Origin of the sequence: Rhodococcus sp. ACPA1 (genome assembly GCF_002300195.1) — a bacterium.
Classification (GTDB): Bacteria; Actinomycetota; Actinomycetes; order Mycobacteriales; family Mycobacteriaceae; genus Rhodococcus_F; species Rhodococcus_F opacus.
This window is the reverse complement of sequence record NZ_NSDX01000003.1, coordinates 1,466,982-1,493,553: the sequence shown is the minus strand read 5'-3', so window position 1 is coordinate 1,493,553 and position 26,572 is coordinate 1,466,982. Positions and strand designations below refer to the sequence as shown.

Sequence of the window (26,572 nt, the reverse complement as noted above, 5' to 3'; positions counted from 1 at the left end):
AGCAGAACATGATCAGCACCACCGCACTCGGAACCACCGGTCCCACCGTCAGCCGGCTCGGCCTCGGCGCCATGGGCATGTCCGGGATGTACGGCAAGACGGACGACGTGGAGTCCGTCGCCACGATCCACGCGGCGCTCGACGCCGGGATCGACCTCGTCGACACCGGGGACTTCTACGGATCGGGCCACAACGAGTCCCTGATCGGCAAGGCCCTCACCGGCCGCCGACGCGAGGACGTGACCCTCAGCGTCAAGTTCGGCGGCCTGCGCGGCCCCGGCGGCACGTGGGCCGGAGTCGACACGCGACCCGAGTCGATCCGGAACTTCCTCGCGTACTCGCTGCAGCGTCTCGGCGTCGACTACATCGACATCTACCGCCCCGCCCGTCTCGACCCCGACGTGCCGATCGAGGACACCGTCGGAACGATCGGCGAACTCGTCGAGGCCGGCTACGTGCGCCACATCGGCCTGTCCGAGGTGGGTCCCGAGACCCTTCGCCGAGCGGCGGCGGTGCACCCGATCGTGGACCTGCAGATCGAATACTCGCTCGTCTCCCGGGGTATCGAGGCCGAGATCCTCCCGCTCTGCCGGGAACTCGGGATCGGCGTGACGGCCTACGGCGTACTCTCCCGAGGCCTGCTCAGCGACTCGCTGCGCACCGATCAGACCCTCGCGGCCGACGACTTCCGCGCACACAGCCCCCGGTTCCAAGGCGAGAACCTCCGGCAGAACCTCACCCTCGTCGACTCGCTCGCCGCCGTGGCCGCGCAGCACGGGGTGAGCGTCGCGCAGCTGGCGATCGCGTGGGTTCTCGCCCGGGGCGACGACATCGTGCCCGTCGTCGGAGCGCGCACCGTCGCCCGGCTCGAGGAGACGCTCGGCGCACTCGACGTCCGCCTCGGTGCCGGCGACCTCGCGGCCATCGCCGCAGCGTTTCCCGACACCGCTGTCGCCGGGGAACGCTACGCGCCCGCGCAGATGGCCCAGCTCGACAGTGAACGCGCCGGCGTGGGGCGCTAGCGTCTAGCCATGGCCTCGCACAGCTCGTCGCGGAATCGCACCCTGATCCTGATGCGCCACGGCAAGTCGGCGTACCCGGAGGGGGTCGCGGATCACGAGCGGCCGTTGGCGCCGCGCGGACGGAAGCAGGCGGGTCTGGCCGGTGAGTGGCTGCGGTCGACTCAGCCGCCGATCGACGCCGTGCTGTGTTCGACCGCGCGCCGCACCCGGGAAACGCTGGAGGCGACCCGGGTCGGCGCTCCCGCCCGGTTCGCCGAGGAGCTGTACGGCGCGTACCCGTCCGAGGTGCTCATGGAGATCGTGCGGGTCGAACCGTCGGTGCGCACCCTGCTCGTGGTCGGGCACGTTCCCGGCATGCCGTCGACGGCACTGGATCTGGCGGGCAACCCCGATACCGGGGATGCCAACCTGATGCGGGAGAAGTTCCCGACGTCCGCGCTCGCCGTCCTCACGGTGCCGTGCGACTGGGACGAACTCACGTCGAGCGCGGCGTCACTCGCCACGTTCCACGTTCCGCGGTAGCGGTCTCAGAACAGCTTCCGGCCGACGACGGCGACGACACCCAGAATCAGGACCAGCACGAGGGCTGACCAGAATCCGAACAGCCACCACACCACCCCGAAGACGACCAGCGCCGGGGCCACGGTGATGAGTGCGATCGTGGGGCTTTCCCGCAGCACTTCGAGTGCCGACTCGGTCTTGACGCGATCGATCTTCTTCTCGGACATGTCGTCTCCGTTCATCGAACCACGCATATCGGACAGGTGTGCTCGAGGATAGTCTTCACGGACGAGAACCAGGTTTCGAGCGAGGCCAGACGAGCGGCGAGGAGATGAGGAAAGCGCAGTGACCACCCGACAGGAGAAGGCCGCCCAGACACGCCGGGACTTGCTCGACGCCGCCCAAGTGGTCTTCGAACGCAAGGGGTATCTGAACGCCACCATCACCGACATCACCACCGAGGCCGGCAAGGCCGCGGGCTCGTTCTACAACCATTTCGACGGCAAGGAGGCGCTGCTCCTCGCGCTCGCGGACGACATCGGCGACGACGCGGATGCACTCATCGCCACGTCCCCGGACGATCTGCGGGACCTCGGCCCGCATCTCGCAGTGTTCTGGCAACTACAGTCGCGGCATCGCACCGTGATGGCCGCGCTCCGTGACGCAGCCCTCGTCGATCCCGCGTTCGCGCAGCGGATGCACGACTTCGGGATCGAGCAGATGAAGCCGTGGGCCGAACTCCTCACGGCACTCGCGGCGGACGGCGCGCACCTCCCCGCGAGCCCCGACGTCAGTGCCCAGCTGCTCGCCGCGGTGGCGACCGCCTTCGTCGGCCTGTGGGACGGCGGCGACGACGAGGGCATCGCCGCTCTCACCCGGTTCGTCGAGCGCGGGCTCCTCGGCTAACTGCCCGGGAACGTCACGACGTCGAGGTACAGCGGCATCTCGTCGGTGCGCGCCCCGGTCTGCGTTCCCGTCGCGTCGACCACCGGGGCGCCGGCGGTCGCAGCGGCCTCGAAGCTCTCCCCCGTCACCCGCCCGTCGAGGTCGAAGTTCTCGAACTCGAACGGAATGCCGTTCGACGCCAGGTAGTCCGGCCCGTCCATCAGATGGAAGTGCAGATGCGGTGCGTCGGTGTTTCCGCTGTTGCCCAGCAGCCCGAGTTGGTCGCCCGCCCGCAGGTCCTGGCCGACGCTGATGTCGTCCACGCTGCCGGGCTGCAGGTGCGCGTAGAACGCGTACCGCCCGTTCCCGATGTCCTGGACGACGTGATTTCCGCCGTACTGGCCGAGGGGCAGTCCCTGCGGACTGGCACCCGGAACCTGTTCGGACAGATCACCCACGACGGCGATCACCTTGCCGTCCGACACCGCACGGACCGGTGCGCCGTAGTACTCGTAGCTCGACAGCTGAGTCTTGTCGCCGACGTAGATGCGTCCCTGCTCGTCGAGCTGGACGAAGTCGATCGCGAAGCGCTCGGCCGCGAGCATCCGCCCGTTGATCGGCAGCACGGCCGCGCGGTGAGACGTGACCGTGCAGCAGCCGGTGCCGTCGAGCCACCGCGGACCGTCGAGGGGAGCGCGGATCCGGACGGCGTCACGGGTGTCGACTTTCGTGTCCGCCACGTTCTCGGCCAGCCGGGACGGCACGAGCGACGTCGCCTGCGGGAAGTCGACGTTCACGACGTGGCCCAGACTGGCGGGCACGTCGTCGGGACTGTTCAGTGTCGCGTCGATCCACACCAGCCCCTGCTGTCCGGGGGCGAGGACGGTGCCGGTCTTCGGACCACCGCCGAGGGCCTGGAACCACGGCGTCAGCGCCTCACCGCTCAGGTCCACCAGCGTGCGGCCGTCGCCCTTCACCTGCAGCGACGTGATCGTCGCCGGCTGCGAACCGGTGTTCGTCAACCGCAGTTCGTAGGCCAGGTGCACGCGACCGTCGCTGCCCGTCACCGGAATCGGCGCGGCCACCACATCCGCGACCACCGGCGTGAGCACGGCGGGACCGGCGGACGTGGCCGGCGCCGCCGACGACGTCGCCTCGCTCTGCTGGGTGTCGTCGGAGGCCGTGCAGGAGGTCGCGGCCCCCACGACGACGGCGAGAAGAAGCGCGATGGCGAACCTCGACCGGGCCATCATCCGACGCTAGCAACGGCGGCCACCCGGCGACAAGGCAAGGAAACAGATGAAGGCCCCACCCCCGAAGAGAGAGGGGTGGGGCCTTCGTCCTTGGTGAGTGCTCGGCGAGTCCTGGGACTCGTCAACCGCTCACGGGCGCGGAGCGCCTACCGGTAATCGTTGCTGAAACCGTAATCGTCCAGCGGCACCGCAGCACCGGTGTTCTGGCCGAAGCCGTCCGGGCTGTAGTACTGGTCGTCGTAGGACGGAACCGCGTACGCAGCAGCGCGAGCTTCTTCGGTCGGCTGAACCTGGATGTTGCGGTAACGGTTGATACCGGTACCGGCGGGGATCAGCTTTCCGATGATCACGTTTTCCTTCAGACCGATCAGCTTGTCCGAGCGGCAGTTGATCGCCGCATCGGTCAGCACGCGAGTGGTCTCCTGGAACGACGCCGCGGACAGCCACGAGTCGGTCGCCAACGATGCCTTGGTGATACCCATCAGCACCGGACGTCCGGCTGCCGGCTCGCCACCCTCGGCGACGACACGGCGGTTGGCCGCTTCGAAGTCCGCACGCTCGGTCAGCGAACCGGGCAGGAACTCCGTGGCGCCCGAGTCGATGATCGTCACGCGACGCAGCATCTGGCGCACGATGACCTCGATGTGCTTGTCGTGGATCGACACACCCTGGCTCCGGTACACCTCCTGGACCTCGTTGACGAGGTGGATCTGCACCTGACGGGGGCCCATGACACGCAGCACCTCGTGCGGATCGGCAGCACCTTCCATGAGCTGCTGACCGACCTCGACGTGGTCACCGTCGGCCAGAAGGCGTTCGGTGCCGTCGTCGTGCTTGAAGACACGCAGACGCTGACGCTTCGAGAGCTTGTCGTAGACAACCTCTTCGCCACCGTCGTCCGGGACGATGGTGATCTTGTAGAAGCGGTCGCCGTCCTCGAGCTGCACGCGGCCACTGACGTCGGCGATCGGGGCCTTGCCCTTGGGGACGCGGGCCTCGAACAGCTCCTGAACACGCGGCAGACCACCGGTGATGTCGTCTCCGGCGACACCACCCTGGTGGAACGTACGCATGGTCAGCTGGGTACCGGGCTCACCGATGGACTGCGCGGCGACGATACCGACGGCCTCACCGATGTCGACGAGCTTGCCGGTGGCCATGGAGCGGCCGTAGCAGGTGGCGCAGACACCGGTGCCGGTGGTGCAGGTGAGCACCGAGCGGACCTTGACCTGCGTGATACCTGCCTCGAGCAGCGCGTCGATTGCCGGGTCGCCCAGGTCGTGTCCACGCTCGACGATGACGTTGCCGTTCTCGTCGACCGCGTCGGCGGCCAGGGTGCGGGCGTACGTGCTCGTCTCCACGTGAGCGTCGCGGATCAGCGTGCCGTCGGCCTGCTTCTCGGCGATCGTGGTGACGATGCCGCGCTCGGTTCCACAGTCGACCTCGCGGACGATGACGTCCTGCGAGACGTCCACCAGACGACGGGTCAGGTAGCCCGAGTCGGCGGTGCGGAGCGCGGTATCGGCCAGACCCTTACGGGCACCGTGCGTGTTGATGAAGTACTCGAGAACGGTCAGGCCTTCCTTGAAGGAAGACTTGATCGGACGCGGGATGAACTCACCCTTCGGGTTGGTCACCAGACCCTTCATACCGGCGAGCGAACGAACCTGAGTCATGTTGCCGGCGGCGCCGGACTTCACGATCATCGGGATCGGGTTGTCGTCGGGGAAGTGGGCCTCCATGGCCTTACCGACCTCGTCGGTGGCCTCGGACCAGATCTTGACCAGGGCGCTGTTGCGCTCGGTCTTGTTCAGAGCACCACGCTGGTACTTCTTCTCGATCTGGTCGGCCTGAGCCTCGAAGGACTCCATGATCTGAGCCTTCTCCGGCGGCACGAGGACGTCGGAGATCGAGACCGTGACACCCGAACGCGTGGCCCAGTAGAAACCGGCGTCCTTCAGCTTGTCGACGGTCTGCGCGACCACGATCATGGGGTAGCGCTCGGCGAGATCGTTGATGATCGTCGCCTGACGCTTCTTCGGCATCTGCTCGTTGACGAACGGGTAGTCCGCGGGCAGCAGCTCGTTGAAGAGCACGCGACCCAGCGTCGTCTCCGCGGTCCAGCCGTCACCGTAGTTCCAGCCCTCGGGGAACAGCTCCGACTCGATGTCGCGGGGCGGGCGCTGCTGCGTGAGCCGCACCTTGATCTTCGCCTGCACGACGAGCGCGCCACGATCGACGGCCATCTGAGCCTCGGCAGGCGAGGAGTACACGCCCTGCTCCGCCTCGTCGCTGGTCGACGCTGCGAGCTCGCCGATCGCACCCTCGTCCAACCGGGTCAGGTGGTACAGACCGGTGACCATGTCCAGACGGGGCATGGCGAGCGGTCGACCCGACGCGGGCGACAGGATGTTGTTCGACGACAGCATCAGGATGCGAGCCTCGGCCTGCGCCTCCGCGGACAGCGGAAGGTGCACGGCCATCTGGTCACCGTCGAAGTCGGCGTTGAAGGCCTCACACACCAGCGGGTGGAGCTGAATGGCCTTACCCTCGACCAGCTGCGGCTCGAAGGCCTGGATACCCAGGCGGTGCAGCGTCGGTGCACGGTTCAGCAGCACGGGGTGCTCGGCGATGACCTCTTCGAGGACGTCCCACACCTGTGCGCGCTGACGTTCCACCATGCGCTTGGCGGACTTGATGTTCTGCGCGTGGTTCAGGTCGACCAGGCGCTTCATCACGAACGGCTTGAACAGCTCGAGAGCCATCAGCTTCGGCAGACCGCACTGGTGCAGCTTGAGCTGCGGGCCGACGACGATGACGGAACGACCCGAGTAGTCGACGCGCTTACCGAGCAGGTTCTGACGGAAACGACCCTGCTTGCCCTTGAGCAGGTCGCTCAGGGACTTCAGCGGACGGTTACCGGGACCCGTGACGGGACGGCCACGACGGCCGTTGTCGAACAGCGCGTCCACGGACTCCTGCAGCATCCGCTTCTCGTTGTTGACGATGATCTCGGGGGCACCGAGGTCGATCAGTCGCTTGAGGCGGTTGTTGCGGTTGATCACGCGGCGGTACAGGTCGTTCAGGTCGGAGGTGGCGAAGCGGCCACCGTCGAGCTGAACCATCGGACGCAGCTCCGGCGGGATCACCGGGACGGCGTTCAGAACCATGCCCATGGGCGAGTTCTGGTTGACCTGGAAGGCTGCGACGACCTTGAGACGCTTCAGTGCGCGGAGCTTCTTCTGCCCCTTGCCGCTGCGGATGGTCTCGCGGAGGTTCTCGGCCTCGGCGTCGATGTCGAAGCTCTCCATGAGCTTCTGGATCGACTCGGCACCCATGGCGCCCGTGAAGTACTCGCCGTAGCGGTCGACGAGCTCGCGGTACAGCAGTTCGTCGACGATGAGCTGCTTGACACTCAGCTTGGTGAACGTGGTCCAGATCTCGTCGAGACGATCCAGCTCGCGCTGCGCGCGGTCACGGAGCTGACGCATTTCGCGCTCGCCGCCGTCCTTGACCTTGCGGCGGACGTCGGACTTCGCGCCCTCCGCCTCCAGCTCGGCGATGTCGGCTTCGAGCTTCTGAGCGCGGGCCTCGAGGTCGGCGTCACGCTGATCCGCGACGGACTTCTTCTCGACCTGCATCTCGGCTTCGAGAGTGGACAGCTCGTTGTGACGCAGTTCCTCGTCGACACCGACGATGACATACGCGGCGAAGTAGATGATCTTTTCGAGATCCTTCGGCGCCAGGTCGAGCAGGTAGCCGAGACGGCTGGGCACGCCCTTGAAGTACCAGATGTGCGTGACCGGGGCAGCCAGTTCGATGTGGCCCATGCGCTCACGCCGAACCTTGGCGCGGGTCACCTCGACACCGCAGCGCTCACAGATGATGCCCTTGAAGCGGACACGCTTGTACTTACCGCAGTAGCACTCCCAGTCCCGGGTGGGGCCGAAGATCTTCTCGCAGAAGAGGCCGTCCTTCTCGGGCTTGAGCGTGCGGTAGTTGATGGTCTCCGGCTTCTTGACCTCGCCGTAGGACCAATTGCGGATGTCCTCTGCACTGGCGAGGCCAATGCGGAGTTCATCGAAGAAGTTGACGTCGAGCACGTAACTTCCTTTCCCCAGAGGGATTGTGGATCAGCGGTGGCCGCCGATACCTGACTGCCAATTCAAATGTGAACTACGCCCCCGGACCCTGATTTCTCAGGATCCGGGGACCGAAATCTAGTTCGCGAGGTCGTCGACCGTCGCCGCTTCGTTCCGGGACAAGTTGATGCCCAGGTTCGCTGCGGCCCGCTCCAGGTCCTCGTCGTCACCGTCGGCCATCGCGATGGCCGCGCCGTCCGAGGACAGCACCTCCACGTTGAGGCAGAGCGACTGGAGCTCCTTCAGGAGCACCTTGAACGACTCGGGGATGCCCGGCTCGGGGATGTTCTCGCCCTTGACGATGGCCTCGTACACCTTGACTCGACCCACCACGTCGTCCGACTTGATGGTGAGCAGCTCCTGCAGCGTGTATGCCGCGCCGTAGGCCTGCATCGCCCAGCACTCCATCTCACCGAAGCGCTGGCCACCGAACTGGGCCTTACCGCCGAGCGGCTGCTGGGTGATCATCGAGTACGGACCGGTCGAACGAGCGTGGATCTTGTCGTCGACCAGGTGGTGCAGCTTGATGATGTACATGTAGCCGACCGACACCGGGTACGGGAACGGCTCGCCGGAACGGCCGTCGAACAACGTGGCCTTTCCGTCGGACGCGACCATGACCTCGCCGTCGCGGTTCGGCAGCGTCGAACCGAGGAGACCGGTGAGCTCGTCTTCCTTGGCGCCGTCGAACACCGGGGTGGCGATGTTGGAGTCGGCAGGTGCAGACAGCATCTCCTCCGGCAGCTGCTCCGCCCAATCGGGACGGGAGCCGTCGCCGGCGATCTGAACGTTCCAGCCGGTCTTGCCGATCCACCCGAGGTGGGTCTCCAAGATCTGACCGATGTTCATACGACGCGGAACACCGTGGGTGTTCAGAATGATGTCGACCGGAGTGCCGTCGGGCAGGAACGGCATGTCCTCCTGCGGGAGGATCTTGCCGATGACGCCCTTGTTGCCGTGGCGGCCGGCGAGCTTGTCGCCGTCCTGGATCTTGCGCTTCTGTGCCACGTAGACGCGGACCAGCTCGTTGACACCGGGGGGCAGATCGTCGTCGTCGTCGCGCGAGAACACGCGGATGCCGATGACCTTGCCGGTCTCACCGTGGGGGACCTTCAGCGACGTGTCGCGAACCTCGCGAGCCTTCTCACCGAAGATGGCGCGCAGCAGGCGCTCCTCGGGGGTCAGCTCGGTCTCGCCCTTCGGCGTGACCTTTCCGACCAGCACGTCGCCGTCACGAACCTCGGCACCGATACGGATGATGCCGCGCTCGTCGAGGTCGGCGAGGACCTCGTCGGAGACGTTCGGGATGTCGCGAGTGATCTCCTCGGCACCGAGCTTGGTGTCGCGGGCATCGATCTCGTGCTCCTCGATGTGGATCGAGGTCAGGACGTCCTCTTCCACGAGGCGCTGCGACAGAATGATCGCGTCCTCGTAGTTGTGGCCTTCCCACGGCATGATCGCGACGAGCAGGTTCTTGCCCAGCGCCATCTCACCGTTCTCGGTGCAGGGACCGTCGGCGAGGACCTGTCCGAACTCGACACGCTGTCCCTCGTCCACGATCGGACGCTGGTTGGCGCAGGTGCCCTGGTTCGAACGCGCGAACTTGCGCATCCGGTAGGTCTTGCGGCTTCCGTCGTCGGCCATGACCGTGACGTAGTCGGCGGAGACCTCTTCCACGACACCGGTCTTCTCGGTGACGATGACGTCGCCCGCGTCGACGGCGGCACGCAGTTCCATGCCGGTACCGACCAGCGGAGCCTCGCTGCGAACGAGGGGCACCGCCTGACGCTGCATGTTCGCACCCATCAGGGCACGGTTGGCGTCGTCGTGCTCGAGGAACGGAATCATCGCGGTCGCGACGGACACCATCTGCCGCGGCGAGACGTCCATGTAGTCGATCTCGGCGGACGAGACGAATTCGACCTCGCCACCCTTACGACGGACCAGAATGCGATCGTCCGTGAAGTGACCGTTGGCGTCGAGGGCCGAGTTGGCCTGGGCGACGACGTGGCGGTCCTCTTCGTCCGCGGTCAGGTAGTCGACCTGGTCGGTGACCTGGCCGTTCTCGACCTTGCGGTACGGCGTCTCGATGAAGCCGAACGGGTTGACCCGCGCGTACACCGACAGCGAACCGATCAGACCGATGTTCGGACCCTCAGGGGTCTCGATCGGGCACATGCGGCCGTAGTGCGACGGGTGAACGTCTCGCACCTCGAGGCCGGCGCGCTCACGGGACAGACCACCCGGGCCGAGGGCGGACAGACGACGCTTGTGCGTCAGCCCCGACAGCGGGTTGTTCTGGTCCATGAACTGCGACAGCTGGGAGGTTCCGAAGAACTCCTTGATCGCAGCCACGACGGGCCGGATGTTGATCAGCGTCTGCGGCGTGATCGCCTCGACGTCCTGGGTCGTCATGCGCTCACGAACCACGCGCTCCATGCGGGACAGGCCCACGCGGATCTGGTTCTGGATGAGCTCGCCGACCGTGCGCAGACGACGGTTACCGAAGTGGTCGATGTCGTCGACCTCGACGGGCACCGCACTGCCGCCGGGGGCGGTCATCTCGGTGTCACCGGCGTGCAGGCGCACCAGGTACTCGATGGTGGCGACGATGTCTTCCTCGGTGAGGGTCGACGCGACGATCGGCTGTCCGAGGTTCAGGCCCAGCTTCTTGTTGATCTTGTAGCGACCCACGCGAGCCAGGTCGTAGCGCTTGTCCTTGAAGAACAGGTTCTCCAGGAGCGTCTGCGCACTCTCCTTGGTCGGCGGCTCGCCCGGACGCAGCTTGCGGTAGATGTCGAGCAGCGCCTCGTCGGTGCCGGCGGTGTTGTCCTTCTCGAGCGTCGCCATGAGGATCTCCGAGAAGCCGAAGCGCTCGGTGATCTGCTCGGTGGTCCAGCCGAGGGCCTTCAGCAGCACGGTGACGGGCTGGCGGCGCTTGCGGTCGATGCGGACGCCGACCGTGTCGCGCTTGTCCACGTCGAACTCGAGCCATGCACCACGGCCCGGGATGACCTTGACGCTGTGCAGGTCCTTCTCGGTGCCCTTGTCGACGGAGTGGTCGAAGTAGACGCCGGGGGAACGCACCAGCTGCGAGACCACGACACGCTCGGTGCCGTTGATGATGAACGTGCCCTTGTCGGTCATCATCGGGAAGTCGCCCATGAAGACCGTCTGGCTCTTGATCTCACCGGTGTTGTTGTTGATGAACTCCGCGGTGACGAACAACGGCGCCGCGTAGGTCATGTCTTTGTCTTTGCACTCGTCCGTCGAGGCCTTCACCTCGTCGAAGCGCGGGTCCGAGAAGGACAGAGACATCGAGCCCGAGAAATCCTCGATCGGGGAAAGCTCCGCGAGAATGTCCTCGAGACCGCCGGAGATTGCGCTGTCGCCACGAGCGGCGGCGCGTTCGCGCCAGCTCTGCGCACCGATCAACCACTCGAACGAATCGGTTTGTACATCAAGAAGCCCGGGAACTTCGAGGGGTTCGCGAATCTTTGCGAACGAAACCCTCTTCGGGGCTCCGGGGATTCCGGAAACTGCCTTGGTCTGGCTAGAGACTGCCAAGATGCGTCCTTCCAGCACCTCACGCGGGCCGCTCTTGCTGTTGCGACCGCCGCTGTATCTGCTTCGAATTTCGCTGGTCACAACCCGAACGAAACTCGTCACAGTTGCTGAAGAGTGAATCACTTCGCAGCGGTGCGGACGAGGGGTGGACAGGAGGCAGCCAGCGCAACGTCCAAAAGTACACCCAAACTCAGTAGATGTCGAGTCGGGCACCCGAAACAGCACCCAGCCGGGCGCTTGGCCACGCGTCACTGCGCATGTTCACGCATCAGAGTGACGCGTGATCATCGCGGCGTCAAGAGTTAGGGGGCGTGTCGCGTCGTTTCGCGAGGCCCGGGGGCTGTCCCCGCCGCCCCTTCCCAGCCGCTGACGGGCGGTGAACAATATGCGCACGCGATCGCCGTCGATTTCTCGAGGGAAGCAGAGCCGTGACGCGCTGGAGTTCGTTCGTCGTCGCCCGTCCGAAGCTGGTCCTCGCCGCCACGGTGCTGCTGGTGCTGCTCGGTGGGGCGTGGGGATCGGGCGTGTTCGACCGGCTGAGCCTCGGCGGGTACACCGATCCGGGCAGCGAGTCCGCGGGCGTCGAGCGCCTGATCGAGGGGACGTTCGGACGGCAGACTCCCGATCTTGCGGTCACCTACCACGCACGTCCGGGTTCGCCGATCGACGACCTCGGGCCCGAGGTGGCCGCCCACGTGGCGCAGATCGACCCCGGAATGCTCGCCAACACTCCCCTGTCGTATTGGTCGGCGCCGCCGCAGGCGAAGGAGTTCCTGCGGTCCACCGACGGCACCGAGGGACTGCTGGTGCTGTCGCTGAGCGGCGACGAGAACACTCGGATCGCCGCGTACCACGATCTCGAACACCTGCTGGTCATCGACGGCACGGATGCGGAGTTCAGCGGCTTCAGCGCGGCCGCCAACGCCTTCAACGAGGTGTCCGAGAGTGATCTACTGCGAGCCGAGGCGGTGTCCTTCCCGCTTCTGCTGCTCCTTCTGCTCGTCATCTTCGGCGGCCTCGTCGGCGCGGCCGTCCCGCTGTGCGTCGGCGGTCTCGCGATCCTCGGCGCCCTCGGCGCCCTGCGCGTGATCTCGTATTTCACCGAGGTCAGCGCGTTCTCGGTGAACATCGCGAGCCTCGTCGGGCTCGGCATGTCCATCGACTACGGATTGTTCGTCGTGACCCGGTTCCGCGAGGAGCTGCGGTCGGGCGCCCGCACCGACGACGCGGTCCGCCGGACGCTCGCCACGGCCGGCCGGACCGTGGGGTTCTCCGCCCTCCTCCTGGTGTGCGGTTTCGTAGGCATGCTCGTGTTTCCCCAGGCCATCGTGCGGTCGTTCGCCTACGGCGGGATGGCGGCCATCGGGATCGCCGCCGTGCTGTCGCTGTCGGCGCTACCCGCAGCACTCGCGCTGCTCGGGCCTCGCATCAACTCGCTGACGTGGCGACCGGGTGTGGTCGAACGCGGCGAAGACAGGGCGCACCGGTTCTGGGGCGGCGTAGCCGCCCGGGTCATGCGGCGGCCCGTCCCGATCGCGACGGCCATCGTCGCGGGGCTGCTCGTACTCGCCGCGCCTCTCGCAGGCGCGGCGCTGGGTGATCTCGATCACACCGGACTGCCCGCGGCTCACCCACTCCGGGTCGCCGTCGACGATCTCGCCGCCGACTTCCCGCTCGCCAACAACGGGGCGACCCTGATCCTGCAGGGCAGCGACGGCAAGGCCCCGCCCCCGGCCGCCACGGCAGAGCTCTTCCGGGCGACGGCCGCGGTCGACGGAGTCCAGCGGGTGGTCCCGGTCGGCGCCACCGACACGTTCGTCGCCATCCGGGCCATCTTCGACGACGCCGACCGCACGACGGGGGCCATGGCGACGGCCGCCGCACTGCGCGACCTCCCGCCCCCGGAAGGCACCGAGAAGATGCTGGGCGGGTTGAACGCCCTGACCGCCGACGGACTCGACGCGATGGCCGCGCGACTGCCGTGGATGATCGGGATCATGGTGGCCGTCACCTTCGTGCTGATGCTCCTGGCGTTCCGGTCCGTGGTGCTGCCCCTGAAGGCGATCGCGATGGCCACTCTGAGCCTCGCCGCCTCGTTCGGCGTGCTCACGTGGATCTTCGAGGACGGCCACGGTGCCGAATTCCTCGGAGTCACGCCGGGGCCGCTACCCGCGACGATGGTCGTCCTCATCATCGCGGTGGTGTTCGGCCTCTCCACCGACTACGAGATCTTCCTGATGTCGCGAATGGTCGAGGCCCACGACAAGGGTGCGTCGACCGAAGAGGCCGTGCGGATCGGCACGGCACATACGGGGCGCATCGTGACGGCGGCCGCCGCGCTGCTGATCGTCGTCACCGGCGCGTTCACGCTCTCGGAGCTGACGATGATGCGATTCATCGGACTCGGCATGATCGTCGCGCTACTCATCGACGCCACCGTCATCCGCATGATGCTGGTGCCCGCCCTGGTGAAGCTGATGGGTGAGGCCAATTGGTGGGCGCCGGGATTCCTGGCACGGAAGGCACCTACCCCCGGTTCCCCTGAGGATCCGAAACCGACACCGCAGCAACAGATTCCCATCCAATCGTGAAGACGATCGGATGGGAATCCGGTTGCTCTGCCGGAGAGGGTAATTCAGCGAGCACCCGCCCAGGGTGCACGGATCCCGTTCCAGCTCAATTCTTTCCGGGCGGCAGGATCAGCCCTCACTGTCGGAGATGTCGGACAGCACCCACTTGCCGTCGATCTTCTCCATCTTGATCGACAACGGGGTCGCGGCACTGCCCTGAGCCACGGCGTCACCGGTGGCGCTGACGTTCATGTGCGCGAGCAGCTCGGCGCGGTGGCCGTCGAGCACCGTGACGCCGATGTCGGTGACGGAGGCCTGGGTGGCCGTCTTGGTCTGGATGGCGGCCTCCTTGGTGGTGTCGGCGGTCGAGTCGAATTCTTCACGCTTGGCATCGTTGAGGTAGCCGCGAGCCTTCTCGAAGTCCTGATCGATCGTTTCGTAGCTGTACGTGTACAGCGTCTCGATCGCCTCGGTTCCCGCCTTGGTCACCTCGGCAGTGGCGCCCTCGTCGACCCAGGCGGTGTTCGTGATGTCTGCGCCGGGCTTGAATGCCGCGACGACCGCGAACACCCCGAGCACCACCGCCACGGCGCCGAGGATCCCGACGAGCTTCCAGGTGATCCTGCTGGACCCGTTGTCATCGGCCGCGGTCTCGGCGGCGGTGGGGGCCTGCTGCTTGCTGATGCGCGGTTGAAGGTTGGGCACCTTCGTCTTTCCCGCGGACGCGGCCTTCGCGGTCGACACCGGCTTGGCCATCGACACGGTCTTGTCCGCGTCGGAGGTCTTCGACGCCTCGGCGGACGCGGTGGACGAGGCCGCGGCGGCTGCTGCTGCTGCTGTGGCCGTTGCGGCCTCGGCCTTCGCCACCGGGGCCGACTTCTCGACCGGCTCTTGCTTCTTCGCCGGTTCCGGCTTCGTTGTCGGCTCTGCCTTCGTCACCGACTCTGCCTTCGTCACAGGCTCAGTGGCCGGGGTTTCCGATCGGGGCGGCTTCGGCGTTGTCTGACGGGTCCCCGCCACGCGCGGACGCCTGCCCTTTGCAGCGCTGTCCGGCACGTTGTTTCGGCGCTTGGGGGGCATAGTTCACCACTTTCTCATTACACGACGAGCTGTCGTCGACGTGGACACCGCAGCGACACGCCGCCGCGGCACATCAGGACTACTGACCGCCGCTGTCGTCTTCGGGAGCAGGCGCCTGTTCAGCCGGCGCCTGCTCGGCGGGAGCCGGTTCGGTGGGGGCCGGGGCGGGGGCAGCGCCGTCGGCGGGCACCGGACCACTCTCGAGCGGAATACGCCCGCCCACCGGCTCGACCGACGAGGCCTTCCAGACCCCGTCCACGTCCTGCACGTCCATCCGCATCGTCACCTTGGCCTTGTCGAAGCGGTCGGGCCACGTGGTGGTGACTGCCACGACGACCAGAGCCTTCGCGGTGCCGTCGTCAGTGTTCAGTTCCGTGAGTGTGCCCTGGATCAGCTCGGCCTTGCTCGCCGCACCCGATTGACGCATCTGGTCGGTGAACCCGTCCATCGTCGCCTGGAGGTCCTGGTTCATCTTGTCGCCCGTGATCGACGACTTCATGTTCTCGAAGGATCCGTCGAGGTCTTTCGAATCGACCGAGTTGAGGTTGATCGCGGCCTGCTGGGCGCCCGTCAACGCGGAATCGCGTGCGTCGGCGATCGGCTTGTCCACGAAGAGAGCGCGCGCCCACCCGAAGCCAAACCATCCGGCTGCGACAACCGCGATCACCACCAGTGCGGTCACCGCAGCAAACGAGGCCTTCAGAGTTCTGTCCTTCCCCGGAGTCGATTGTCCCGACTCCGGGGGCGTGGTAATTCGCGTCACACCAATACCCTACTGATTGTTATCTTCTACTCGCCCTCGGTCGGGACCGAATGCTACTTGGGAGTAACCCCGAGGAGCGGCGCGAGCTGCGTTGCGATGGGATTCAAGTTGAGAGTGTCAGGCATGACCTTCGGCTTGAAATCCCACGGCTGGATCGTGTCCGGATCGGCGAACACGATGCGGTCTGCACTTCGCACACCCGTCACGCTTCCCTGGGGAGCGTCGCAGTTGGCCTTCGTGTTGTACGGGAAGTCCTGCTGGGTGTCGTCGAAGTTCGGGTCCTGCCGCTTCATCTCGGCCAGGATCTCCTGTGTCCCTTCGTAACCGAGTGTGCACGACGGCGGATTGTTGGTTTCCAGGACGATGCCCTGATGCACCGTGCCGTCGCCGGGGGCCACGGTCGACGCGGACGCCGCGATGGCAGGCAGGAACATCAGGATCGGCCGCAGCGCGATCGCCTGCGGAGCCAGCTTGTCGCCGACCGCGGCGAGGTTCGTCAGGTCGGTGGTGAGACTCGGACCGATCTGGTTCACCAGCAGACCGATCTCGTCGCTCGCCGGAATTCCCTTGTCGATGATCGCGCGGAGATCGGGGTCGCTGGTCCGCAGCTGCGCCGCAACCGCGTCGAGGTCCGAGCTGAACTGGACGATCGCGGAGGACTGGTCGGACTGCGTCGCCAGCACCGTCTGGCTGTCCCGGATGAGGGCCAGCGTCTGCGGGAGGACGTCGAGTCCGTCCTTCGTCAGCGTCGACAGAGAATCCGCGAGTGTCTGCAGATCCTCGCCCTTACCGTTGAATGCCGTTCCCAGCTGGGTAACGACCGTGCGCAGCGAGTCGACCGGAACCGACCGGACCAGACCGTCGGTGGCCATCAGCACCTGCTCGACCGGAACGGGTGTCGACGTGTCGGCCTCGGTGATCACCGAGCCCTGTGCGAGGAACGGCCCTTGGTCGCTGTCGGGCTGCAGGTCCACGTACTGCTCACCGATCGCGGATCGGTTGGCGACGACGGCCTTGGCCGACGCCGGGATGTCGGGCCCACCGGAGGAGATCTTCAACTCGACGTTGATTCCGTCCGCGGTCAGCGACAAGTCGCCGACCCGGCCGACGGGAACTCCGCGGTACGTGACCTCGGCGTTGGTGAAGATGCCGCCGGAGTCCTTGAACTGCGCGTTCACGTCGAACTCACCGAACCCGAGCAGGTTGTCGAGGCGGACGTATTTGGCGCCGACGTAGACCAGCCCGAGCATCGCCACGATGGCGAACGCGACGAGCTGGATCCTGACCAGTCGTGACCTCACTGTCCACCCCCTATTCCGAACTGCTCCAGCAGTCCCCCGAGCGGGTTCTGCGGCGACGGCGCCGCGCCGTCCGTCGTGCCGTTCTCCGCGCCACCGTTGCCGGCCGCAGGCGCGGTTCCGGGGAGACCCGGGATCCGCAGACCCGTCGGGGCGGGAATGATCGGCGGAATCGGCAGCAGCGACACCGTCGGCCAACCCGGCTTCGGTCCGTTGCCGTTGTAGTACGGGTTCGAGGGATCGACGATCGGCTTGGGCTCACCGAACTTCGGCGGCACGTACACCGGGTCGCCCTGACCGACGCCGAGTGCGCTGAGCGCATCGCCGATCTGCAGGTCGACCGTGAGGAACAGGTTGACCGATCCGCCGAGCGCGATCTTCTCGACGCCGTCCGGGAACGGGACGGTCGGGATGAACGCGAGCGAATTGGGCAGGTCGTCGCCGGACTCGGCGAGCGCCTTCAGCGTCGGCCGCAGTGCGAGGAGGTCCGCGATCAGATCGTTCTTCGATCTGTTGATCACGTCCGTGCCGACGGTACCGAGTCGGTCCAGTTGCGTCAGCATCTGGGTGAGCTGCGGACGCTGCTCGTTGAGCACTTCGGCGGCGATCGGGAGCTGGTCGAGGATCAGCCCGATCTTCTCGTTCTGTTCGTTCACCCGCGTGGTCAAGGTGTCGAGTCCGTCCAGGGCGCGGGTGATGTCGTCGCGCTGCTGGTTGAGACCGTCGATCAGCGTGTTCGCCTGCTCGAGAAGTCCGCGGACACGATCCTCACGCCCGTCGAGTGCGGTGGTCAGTTCGTGCACGATCGGCTGCAACTGGCCGACGCCGCCACCGTTGAGCAGCAGCGACAGCGCGCCGAGTACCTGCTCGATCTCGGTGGCGTGCCGGGTGCGATCGAGAGAGATCGTGTCGCCGTCCTCGAGCCGCGCGGGATCCTTGTCCTCCGGCGGTTCGGACAGCTGGACGAACTTCTCGCCGAGCAGGTTGGTCTGCTCGATGGCGGCGACCGCGTTGGCCGCGAGATCGACGGACGAGTCGAGGACGACCTCCACATCCGCCGTCCAGCCGTCCGGCGCCACCTTGATCGATTCGACCCGGCCCACCGGAACACCGTCGACCTTGACCGCGGACTGCGGGACGAGGTCGAGGACGTCGTCGAACTGGATCGTCAGGTGCATCGGGTGATCACCGACATCCGGACCGCCCGGCAGCGGAACTCCGTAGATTCCCTCCGACGAGCAGGACGTCACTGCAATGGCGACGGCGCACGCACCGGCGCCGAGGATTACCGACCGCTTCATTCGCCCTCACCACCCGTTGCGCCTTCGAATCGCGGCGACACGACACCCGGCACCGTGCCGGGCGTGACCGTCCGCTGAATGTTGTCGGCACTCATGATTCCGAAGGGAAGCACGAGCGACGGCGTCTTCGCCGATTGCGTGATCTGCGACGTGATGTTGGCGCAGTTGTCGATCAGCGGCTGCATCTGACGTCCGAGTTGCTCGAACCGTGGATCGCCGGGAACCAGCTTGCCGAGGTCGATCAACTTGCACGCGACGCCGGCCGGATCCTGCAGATCCGGGAACGCCAGGCGCGAGGCCAGGTTGCCGGACTCCGCGTCGTAGGAGTTGGCCAGGTTGCTGATCGCCAGCGGAAGCAGGGTCAGTGAGTTGACCAGCGACTCGCGGTTGTCCGCGAGGGTCTGCGTCACCGGAACCAGATCGTCCACGTTCTCGGCGAGGATCTCCCTGTTGTCGGCCACGAACTTCGAGACGTCGCCGAGGGCGATCGCCAGCTGGTTCAGGGCGGCACCGAGGTTCTCCCGCTCCCCCGCAAGGAATCCGGACAGGTCGGAGAGCTGCGAATTGAAGTCGCGGACCTGCTGATCGTTGGCCGCCAGCGCACCCACGAACACCTGGAGGTTCTTCACGGTGTCGAACAGGTCGCCGCGACTCTCGTTGAGCGTGCGGGCGGCGTCGGACAGCTGAGTGATGCTCTGCCCCAGCGCCTCTCCGTTGCCGTCGAGGTTGGCCGCGCCGGTCTCGACGAACTGCGACAGCGCGCCTTCCTTGTTCGCCCCGTCCGGGCCGAGAGCGGTGGAGAGCTTCTCGATACTCGCGTACAGCTCATCCACCTCGACGGGGGTGGCCGTGCGGTCACGCGAGATCACGGCACCGCTCTGCATCTTGTCGCCGCCCGTGTAGGCGGGCGCGAGCTGGATGTAGCGGTCGGACACCACGGACGGCGTGACCTGGGCGGCCTTCGCGTCGGCGGGAATGTCGACGCCACGATCGACGCGCATGTCGACCTTCACCTGGTCGCCCTGCGGTTCGACACCGTCGACGGATCCGACCTTCACACCGAGGATCCGCACGTCGGAACCCTCGTAGATGCCCACCGACTTGTCGAAGTACGCGGTGATCTGCGTGGTGCCTGCGCGGGTGAACAACCACCACAGGGCGCCGGCGATCACCAGCGCGACGATGACGATTCCCGCGATGAGGACGACCCCGCCGCGACCGCCGCGCTCTGCTCCGTTCTCGACGTCTGCCATCAGTTACCCCCCAACGTGCGAACGGGATCGCGCGGACCGGGAATGTCGGGCAGACCCGGCGGCAGGAGGTTCACCACGACCTGGTCGAACCAGCGACCGTTACCGACCACGTTCGTGTACAGGCGGACGAACGGCTCGTACAGTTTCATCGCCTTGTCCAGGTTCTCGTTGTTGGCCTCGAGGATCTCGACGACACCGTCGAGCTGTTCGAGCGCGGGACCGATGGCGGCCTCGTTGTCGCGCACGAGCCCGGTCAACTGCTGCGACAGCCGCTGAGTTCCGGTGAGCAGCTGGGAAATCGACTGCTGACGGCTGTTGAGCTCACCGAGCAGCAGACCGGCGTCGCTGATCAACCGGTTGAATTCGGCGTTGCGGTCGGCGAGGACCTTGGTGGTCTTGCCGGTTGCGTCGAACAGTTTCTGCAGTTCCTGATCGCGGCTGGCGATGGTCTGCGACAGCCTGCTCACACCGTCCAGGGAGGCTCGGATCTCCGTGGGAGTTCCCTCGAACGCCTGCGACAGCGTCACCATGCTCTGCGCGAGCTGATCGGAGTCGATGTCACCCACCGTCTGTGCGGCGGCCGAGAACGCCTCGATCACGTCGTACGGAGACGTGGTGCGGTCCAACGGGATCACGTCGCTCGGATTCAACGTGTCCGAGCCGCGGGGGTCGAGGGCCAGATACTTCTGGCCCAGGATCGTCTTGATCTGGATGGACGCCGACGTCTCGTTGCCGACCCACGCATCCGACACCTTGAAGGCGACGTCCACATGGTCGCCGTCGAGTTCGACGGACGTGACCTTGCCGACCTTGACGCCGGCGATCCGGACCTCGTTGGAGGGCTTGAGCCCTGCCGCCTCGGTGAATTCGGCGTGATAGGTCGATCCGGCGCCGATGAACGGCAGCGAATCGAGGAAGAATGCCGACAGGGTGGCCAACAGCACCACGAGAATGCCGAGGGCACCAGCCACTGCCGGGCTGCGACGTCTGCTCATCGTGTCTGCAACTCCTGTAGGCCGTCCTGCGTGCACCGTTTCGCCGAGTTCGTATAGATCGGCTGGTTGACGGTGGGCAAGCCCGTGGGCAGGTTCAGTTGGGGCGCGGTACCTGGTCCTGCGACGATGTCGACTCCACAGAGGTAGAACTGGAACCAGGATCCGTAACTGGCTGCCCGGCCGAGCTTCTCGAGCTTCACCGGAAGCGTCTGGAGAACGCTGTTGACCGTGTCGGAGTTACGGTTCAACGTCGTCGCCAGCGTGTTCAGCGACGTGATGGATTCCTGGATGGACGGTCGGGTGGGTTCGAGCAGGTCGGCCGTCGCGTCGGTCAGTCCCGCGAGGGACGTCACCGCCGAGCCGACGGTTCCCCGCTCGTTCGCCAGGCCCGTGACGAGTTGCTGGGTGTTGACGATCAGCGAATCGAGTTGATCGTCACGCTGATTCACCGTGGCCAGCACGTCGTTGAGGTTGTTGATCACCGCACCGATCACCCGATCCTTGTCGGCGACGGTGTTGGTGAGGCTTGCCGTGTTCTTGACGAGTTCCGTGATGGTTCCCGACTCACCCTGGAACACCTGGATGATCTGGTACGACAACTTGTTCACGTCGTCGGCGCTGAGGGTCTGGAACAGCGGACGGAACCCGTCGAACAGCGTGGTGAGGTTGACGGCAGGCTTCGTCCGCTCCATCGGAATGGTGTCGCCGCCGCTCATCTTCATTCCCTGCTGACCCTCGCCCTGTTCGAGCGCGATGTAGCGCTGCCCCACGAGGTTCCGGAAGCGGATGGTCGCGGTGGTGCTGGCGGGCAGCCAGTCCCGTTCCGACACCGTGAACTGGACCTCTGCCTCGCGGTCGTCGTGGATCGCGATCTTCTCGACCTGACCCACGCGCACACCGGCGATGCGGACCTCGTCGCCCTCGTTGAGCGAGGTGACGTCCGAGAAGATCGCGTTGAACTTGGTGCCACCGCCGCCACCGAGGTTGGCGATGGTGGCGGCCAGGAGACCGGTCGCGAGGATGGTGACCACGGCGAACACGATCAGCTTGACCAATGGTGCGGCCAGGCCCCTCACTTGAAGCTCACCTCAGTCCCCCTCATGGTCGGCGCGCCGACCAGTGTCGTCCAGCTCGGCACGTCCTCCGGCGCCATGCCCCCGGCCTCGCCGTAGACGACGTCCAACGTGTCCTGCTCCATCTTCGAACCCGCGTAACTTGCGGGCGTGACCTCGGCTCCGTACCCCGGGACCTGATCGGGGACCCCGGCGGGCGCCGGGAAGAAGTCGATGGTCGACGGGCCGGGATTCCGCGAGGGCACCTGGTAGGCACCGTCGTTGTAGGACGACCCGCCCGGGTACTGCGGGAACTTCCCACCCGGAGCGGTGACGTTGTCGTAGCAAGCCGGTCCGCGGTTGTCGAGCAGCCGCGGCTCGTCCTGGTTGGGCACGTAGCGACCCTTCGGATTGACGAACTGCACGCTGGCACGCACACCCGGGTACGGATCGTCCGGTGCCAGCAGTTCACGGGCGACGGGAGCGGACTTCGCGAAGCCCGCGAACGTGCAGGCGAAACTCGGCGAGTAACGGCCGAGGATCTGCAGTGCCTCACGCGAATCGGCGGCGATACTCACGATCGATTCGGCGTTGGTCTGCAGGAGATCCGCGGTGCTCGACGCGGTTCCGGTCAGCGACGCGAGCAACGTGGAGATCTCGCCCTGCTTTTCCACCACGGTATTTCCGGTGGTACGCAGGTTGTCGAGGGCGTTGACCAGGTCGGGTGCCGCCTCGGAGTACGTCTGCGAGAAATCTGCCAGACCGCGCAGATCCTCCTGGATGGCAGGAAGTTCGGTGTTCAGCCCGCCGAAGATCTCCTCGAGACGGTCGAGCGTCAGGCCGAGTTCGGCACCGCGGCCGCTCAATCCCTGGGACAGCGCACCGAGCGTGTTCGCCAGGTCCTGCGGCGGAATCGCCTGCAGCAGCGGCAACAGACCGTCCAGAACCTCGCCGACCTCGACGGCGTTGCCGCTCTTGTCCTGACGCAGCGTGTCGCCGGCCTGGATCGGCGGAGCCGTGTCGCCCTCGGGAACGATCAGCGACACGTAACGCTCGCCGAACAGCGTCTTGGGCAGCAGCCGCGCCGTCGCGTTGGACGGAATCAGCGGCGCCTTGTCCGGCTGGATCGCGAGAGCCAGGGTGACCTCGCCCTCCTGGGAGGACGCCGAGCGCACCTCACCGACGATGAGGCCTCGGACCTTCACGTCCGCATTGGGCGGCAGCGCATTTCCGGCGGTATCGGTGAGGAGGTCGATCTTGACGACCTTGGTGAACGTCTTGTTGAACATGCCGATGGTGAAGACCAGGAACAACGCGAGGACGAGGAAGAACACCAGCCCCAGCACCCGTCGGCCCACAACAGATGTCGTGTTGCTCATCCGGCCACCCTCACTGTGGTCGTCGTGCCCCAGATGGCGAGGCTCAGGAAGAAGTCGAGAACGGCGATGGTGACGATCGCGGTGCGGACCGCCCGACCCACGGCCACACCCACACCGGCGGGACCGCCCGACGCGTGATAGCCGTAGTAGCAATGGATCAGGATCAGCACGAACGCGAAGATCAGCACTTTCGCGAACGAATACAGGACGTCCTGCGGTGGCAGGAACAAGTTGAAGTAGTGGTCGTACGACCCGGTCGACTGGCCGTTGAACACCGTACTGATGATGCGGGAGGCGAGATAGGCCGCGAGCAGACCGACGATGTACAGCGGGATGACGGCGACGAATCCCGCGATCATGCGGGTGGTGACGAGGAACGGCACACTCGGCACCGCCATGACCTCCAGCGCGTCGATCTCCTCCGAGATCCGCATGGCGCCGAGCTGCGCGGTGAAACCACAACCGACGGTGGCCGAGAGCGCGAGTGCCGCAACGATCGGCGCAATCTCACGGGTGTTGACGTACGCGGACAGGAAGCCGGTGAGAACCGAGCTGCCCAGCTGTTCGAGCGCGGCGAAACCCTGCAGTCCGACGACGACGCCGGTGAAACCGGACATCATCGCGATGACGCCGATGGTGCCGCCGATGACGGCGAGCGCGCCGCTGCCGAACGTGACCTCGGCGAGAAGCCGGAGCACTTCCTTGCGGTAGTGCACGAGAGTGTGGGGCGACCAGGCGATTGCCCTGGCGTAGAACGACATCTGCTCGCCGGCCCGGTCGAGCACGTTGAGCGGCGCACGACCGACTCGGCGTGCCGCCATCAGCGTCCGGTCACCGCGTCCCTTGGCGATTGTCATCGGGTCACGATCCCTTCGCCGGAACGATTTGGAGGTACACCATGGTCAGGATCAGGTTCGCGAAGAACAGCAGCAGGAACGTGATCACCACGGACTGGTTCACCGCGTCACCCACGCCCTTGGGTCCGCCCTTCGGGTGGAGGCCCTTGTACGCGGCGATGACACCGGCGATGACACCGAAGACGGCCGCCTTGAGCTCGCCGACCCAGATGTCGGGAAGCTGCGCGAAGGCCGAGAACGATGCCAGGTACGCACCGGGATTACCCCCTTGGAGAATGACGTTGAAGAAGTACCCGCCCGCGATACCGACCACGGACACGAGACCGTTGAGCAGGATCGCGACGAGAACCATGGCAAGCACCCGAGGCACGACGAGTCGCTGAATCGGGTTGATACCGAGGACCTCCATGGCGTCGATCTCTTCGCGGATCGTCCGCGCACCGAGATCCGCCGTGACGGCCGAGCCCGCAGCCCCGGCCACCAGAAGTGCCGTCACCAGCGGGGAACCCTGCTGGATGACGGCGAGCACGCTGGCCGCTCCCGTGAACGACTCTGCGCCGAGCTGCTTGATGAGCGATCCGGTCTGCAGAGACACCACTGCACCGAACGGAATCGCGACCATTGCCGTCGGCAGGATCGTGACGCTGGCGATGAACCAGGCCTGTTCGATGAACTCGCGGAACTGGAACGGCCGCTTGAACGTGTTTCGTGCAACGTCGACGAAGAGCTCGACGATATTTCCGGCCTGCGTCAGCGCACCGTTGACCGGCCGCAAGACCGAGCTGCGGGTAACCCCCATCCGATATGCCTACCCTTGCCCGTGAGTGGTGTTTTCGTATCCTTCGCCCCGGTATGCGGGGATGACCTGTGTGTCTTCCTGGCTGTATGCGTAGTCGTAGCCCCCGCCACCGTTTCCGCCGGAAGTCTCGTCGAGGCTTTCCTGGATGGCGATCTGGGCATTCTCCGGCAGGGTGTGCATGATGTGCCGGACGCGTTCCTGACGGCGGGCGACGGCCTGCCGGAACGGCATCCCCGGCGTCGCCTTCATCTGCGGGACGATGCCCTCGACGTCGTCGACACCACCGGCATGGTGGCCGGCATCGACCATCGCCTGCTCCTGCGCCATGGTGGCCTCGTCCTTCTCCTCCGACATCCCGATCGGACCGATCATCGTGCCGTTGAGGAACTGCTTGACCACCGGCTCCTCACTGGTGAGCAGCACCTCCCGCGGACCGAACATCACCAGATGCCGGCGGAACAGCATGCCGATGTTGTCCGGCACCGTCCGCGCGAGATTGATGTTGTGCGAGACGATCAGGATCGTCGCGTCGATCTCGGCGTTGATGTCGATCAACGTCTGCGAGATGTAGGTGGTTCGCACCGGATCCAGGCCGGAGTCCGGCTCGTCGACGAGGATGATCTGCGGGTCCAGCACCAGGGCCCGGGCCAGGCCCGCGCGCTTGCGCATACCGCCGGAGATCTCGCCGGGCAGCTTGTCCTCGGCCCCGAGCAGGCCGACGAGTTCCATCTTCTCCATCACGATCTTGCGGATCTCGGACTCGGACTTCTTGGTGTGCTCGCGCAGCGGGAACGCCACGTTGTCGAACAGGTTCATCGACCCGAACAGCGCGCCGTCCTGGAACAGCACCCCGAACAACTTCCGGATCTCGTAGAGCTCCTTGCTGGAGCACTCGAGAATGTTGGTGCCGTCGATCACGATCGAACCCTGCTCCGGGCGGAGCAGACCGATCAGCGACTTCAGGAACACCGACTTACCCGTACCCGACGGCCCGAGCAACGCACTGACCTCACCAGCAGGGAGGGTCAATGTGACGTCCTGCCAGATCCTCTGCGAGCCGAACGACTTGGTCAGTCCCTCGACGGATACCTCGACTCCCACCATTACCTCCGCGACCGTTCGATGCACTCACCCCGTGTGGGTTGGGTCACTCTATCGCATCGACGTGTTACCTGTGACAAGGGATGCTACTCATGAGTAAGGAAGCATGCCAACAGCGGGTCCCACTATGCAAAACAACGCGTCTGAACTGGGATAACGGTAGCGAAATTTCTGGTCGCGCGTCCAGCTTTCGGCCAGGAATGTCGACGCTCCGAAGCCGTCTGCGGACGCAAAAAGAGGGCCACTCCCCACAGATGGGGAGTGGCCCTCTTCGTCTGCTCGGCGAGCAGCGCGGGAGAGACCGTCTTACTTGACGGTGATCTTCGCGCCGGCAGCCTCGAGCTTCTCCTTGGCGGCGTCGGCCGCGTCCTTGGCAACCTTCTCCAGGATGGCCTTCGGAGCACCCTCGACGAGGTCCTTGGCTTCCTTCAGGCCGAGGCCGGAAACGACCTCACGGACGACCTTGATGACCTGGATCTTCTTGTCGCCGGCCGACTCGAGGACGACGTCGAACTCGTCCTGCTCCTCAGCAGCCTCGGCGGCAGCCGGTGCTCCGCCTGCAGCGGCAACGGCGACCGGGGCAGCGGCGGTGACCTCGAAGGTCTCCTCGAATGCCTTCACGAACTCCGAGAGCTCGAGGAGGGTGAGCTCCTTGAACTGGTCCAACAACTCTTCGGTGCTGAGCTTCGCCATTGTGGCGGTCCTTCCTGTAAGTCCCATGTCGCTGATCCGCGACCGGGCGGGGTTATAGCAG

20 protein-coding genes are annotated in these 26,572 nt (G+C 65.9%); 4 read left to right on the top strand and 16 right to left on the bottom strand.

Annotated elements, in window-relative coordinates; translation table 11 throughout:
* Nucleotides 1-8: 8 nt before the first annotated feature.
* Entirely contained in the window at nt 9-1,022 is a 1,014-nt protein-coding gene (locus tag CJ177_RS17470; RefSeq protein WP_095868180.1) for an aldo/keto reductase, read from the top strand.
* Nucleotides 1,023-1,031: 9 nt separating this feature from the next.
* A complete protein-coding gene (locus CJ177_RS17465) occupies nt 1,032-1,544 on the top strand; it encodes a histidine phosphatase family protein (protein ID WP_005252132.1) in 513 nt (170 codons plus the stop codon).
* Between the two features lie 5 nt (nt 1,545-1,549).
* Here CJ177_RS17465 and CJ177_RS17460 read toward each other — a convergent pair whose 3' ends face one another.
* Nucleotides 1,550-1,750 (bottom strand): hypothetical protein, encoded by a 201-nt coding sequence (locus tag CJ177_RS17460; protein ID WP_005258232.1) that lies wholly within the window; start codon nt 1,748-1,750, stop codon nt 1,550-1,552.
* Between the two features lie 118 nt (nt 1,751-1,868).
* Here CJ177_RS17460 and CJ177_RS17455 point away from each other — a divergent pair, with 118 nt between their 5' ends.
* Nucleotides 1,869-2,429 (top strand): TetR/AcrR family transcriptional regulator, encoded by a 561-nt coding sequence (locus tag CJ177_RS17455; protein WP_005252130.1) that lies wholly within the window; start codon nt 1,869-1,871, stop codon nt 2,427-2,429.
* On the opposite strand, the gene CJ177_RS17450 is transcribed toward CJ177_RS17455, so the two are convergent.
* The 3 genes from CJ177_RS17450 to CJ177_RS17440 form a co-directional block, all read right to left on the bottom strand.
* Nucleotides 2,426-3,661 carry a M23 family metallopeptidase gene (locus CJ177_RS17450; RefSeq protein ID WP_095868179.1) on the bottom strand — a complete coding sequence of 412 codons (1,236 nt, stop codon included), beginning with the start codon at nt 3,659-3,661 and terminating at the stop codon, nt 2,426-2,428. The two genes, CJ177_RS17455 and CJ177_RS17450, sit on opposite strands and share 4 nt — an antisense overlap.
* A 146-nt stretch (nt 3,662-3,807) precedes the next feature.
* On the bottom strand, nt 3,808-7,764 hold the full coding sequence (locus CJ177_RS17445; protein WP_005252128.1) for a DNA-directed RNA polymerase subunit beta': 3,957 nt from the start codon (nt 7,762-7,764) through the stop codon (nt 3,808-3,810).
* Nucleotides 7,765-7,881: 117 nt separating this feature from the next.
* The gene (locus CJ177_RS17440; RefSeq protein ID WP_011594854.1) at nt 7,882-11,388 is read right to left on the bottom strand and encodes a DNA-directed RNA polymerase subunit beta; all 3,507 of its coding nucleotides are present in this window, start codon (nt 11,386-11,388) and stop codon (nt 7,882-7,884) included.
* 410 nt (nt 11,389-11,798) lie between these two features.
* On the opposite strand from CJ177_RS17440, the gene CJ177_RS17435 reads away from it, so the two are divergent.
* Nucleotides 11,799-13,961: an MMPL family transporter gene (locus CJ177_RS17435; RefSeq protein ID WP_095868178.1), complete on the top strand. Its 2,163-nt coding sequence runs from the start codon at nt 11,799-11,801 to the stop codon at nt 13,959-13,961.
* A 108-nt stretch (nt 13,962-14,069) separates the two neighbouring features.
* On the opposite strand, the gene CJ177_RS17430 is transcribed toward CJ177_RS17435, so the two are convergent.
* The 12 genes from CJ177_RS17430 to rplL form a co-directional block, all read right to left on the bottom strand.
* Nucleotides 14,070-15,020 (bottom strand): hypothetical protein, encoded by a 951-nt coding sequence (locus CJ177_RS17430; protein ID WP_095868177.1) that lies wholly within the window; start codon nt 15,018-15,020, stop codon nt 14,070-14,072.
* Between the two features lie 79 nt (nt 15,021-15,099).
* Complete coding sequence (locus tag CJ177_RS17425; RefSeq protein WP_061696967.1) at nt 15,100-15,702, bottom strand: hypothetical protein; 603 nt, start codon at nt 15,700-15,702, stop codon at nt 15,100-15,102.
* Nucleotides 15,703-15,836: 134 nt separating this feature from the next.
* Nucleotides 15,837-17,084 carry an MCE family protein gene (locus tag CJ177_RS17420; RefSeq protein ID WP_005252115.1) on the bottom strand — a complete coding sequence of 416 codons (1,248 nt, stop codon included), beginning with the start codon at nt 17,082-17,084 and terminating at the stop codon, nt 15,837-15,839.
* Nucleotides 17,081-18,382, bottom strand: a complete 1,302-nt coding sequence (locus tag CJ177_RS17415; RefSeq protein WP_025433120.1) for an MCE family protein — start codon at nt 18,380-18,382, stop codon at nt 17,081-17,083. Before CJ177_RS17415 ends, CJ177_RS17420 begins: the two co-directional genes overlap by 4 nt.
* Nucleotides 18,379-19,635, bottom strand: a complete 1,257-nt coding sequence (locus CJ177_RS17410) for an MCE family protein (RefSeq protein ID WP_061696968.1) — start codon at nt 19,633-19,635, stop codon at nt 18,379-18,381. Before CJ177_RS17410 ends, CJ177_RS17415 begins: the two co-directional genes overlap by 4 nt.
* A complete protein-coding gene (locus tag CJ177_RS17405) occupies nt 19,635-20,630 on the bottom strand; it encodes an MCE family protein (RefSeq protein ID WP_061696969.1) in 996 nt (331 codons plus the stop codon). The genes CJ177_RS17410 and CJ177_RS17405 overlap by 1 nt, the downstream gene beginning before the upstream one ends.
* A complete protein-coding gene (locus tag CJ177_RS17400) occupies nt 20,627-21,706 on the bottom strand; it encodes an MCE family protein (protein ID WP_025433122.1) in 1,080 nt (359 codons plus the stop codon). Before CJ177_RS17400 ends, CJ177_RS17405 begins: the two co-directional genes overlap by 4 nt.
* Nucleotides 21,703-23,061: an MCE family protein gene (locus tag CJ177_RS17395; RefSeq protein ID WP_005252110.1), complete on the bottom strand. Its 1,359-nt coding sequence runs from the start codon at nt 23,059-23,061 to the stop codon at nt 21,703-21,705. The genes CJ177_RS17400 and CJ177_RS17395 overlap by 4 nt, the downstream gene beginning before the upstream one ends.
* Nucleotides 23,058-23,918, bottom strand: coding sequence for an ABC transporter permease (locus CJ177_RS17390; protein WP_025433123.1), 861 nt, complete (start codon nt 23,916-23,918; stop codon nt 23,058-23,060). Before CJ177_RS17390 ends, CJ177_RS17395 begins: the two co-directional genes overlap by 4 nt.
* Nucleotides 23,919-23,922: 4 nt before the next feature.
* Nucleotides 23,923-24,717 (bottom strand): ABC transporter permease, encoded by a 795-nt coding sequence (locus CJ177_RS17385; protein WP_005252107.1) that lies wholly within the window; start codon nt 24,715-24,717, stop codon nt 23,923-23,925.
* 9 nt (nt 24,718-24,726) lie between these two features.
* Nucleotides 24,727-25,821: an ABC transporter ATP-binding protein gene (locus CJ177_RS17380; protein WP_005258257.1), complete on the bottom strand. Its 1,095-nt coding sequence runs from the start codon at nt 25,819-25,821 to the stop codon at nt 24,727-24,729.
* 303 nt (nt 25,822-26,124) lie between these two features.
* On the bottom strand, nt 26,125-26,511 hold the full coding sequence (gene rplL / locus CJ177_RS17375; RefSeq protein WP_005252104.1) for a 50S ribosomal protein L7/L12: 387 nt from the start codon (nt 26,509-26,511) through the stop codon (nt 26,125-26,127).
* Nucleotides 26,512-26,572: the final 61 nt, after the last annotated feature.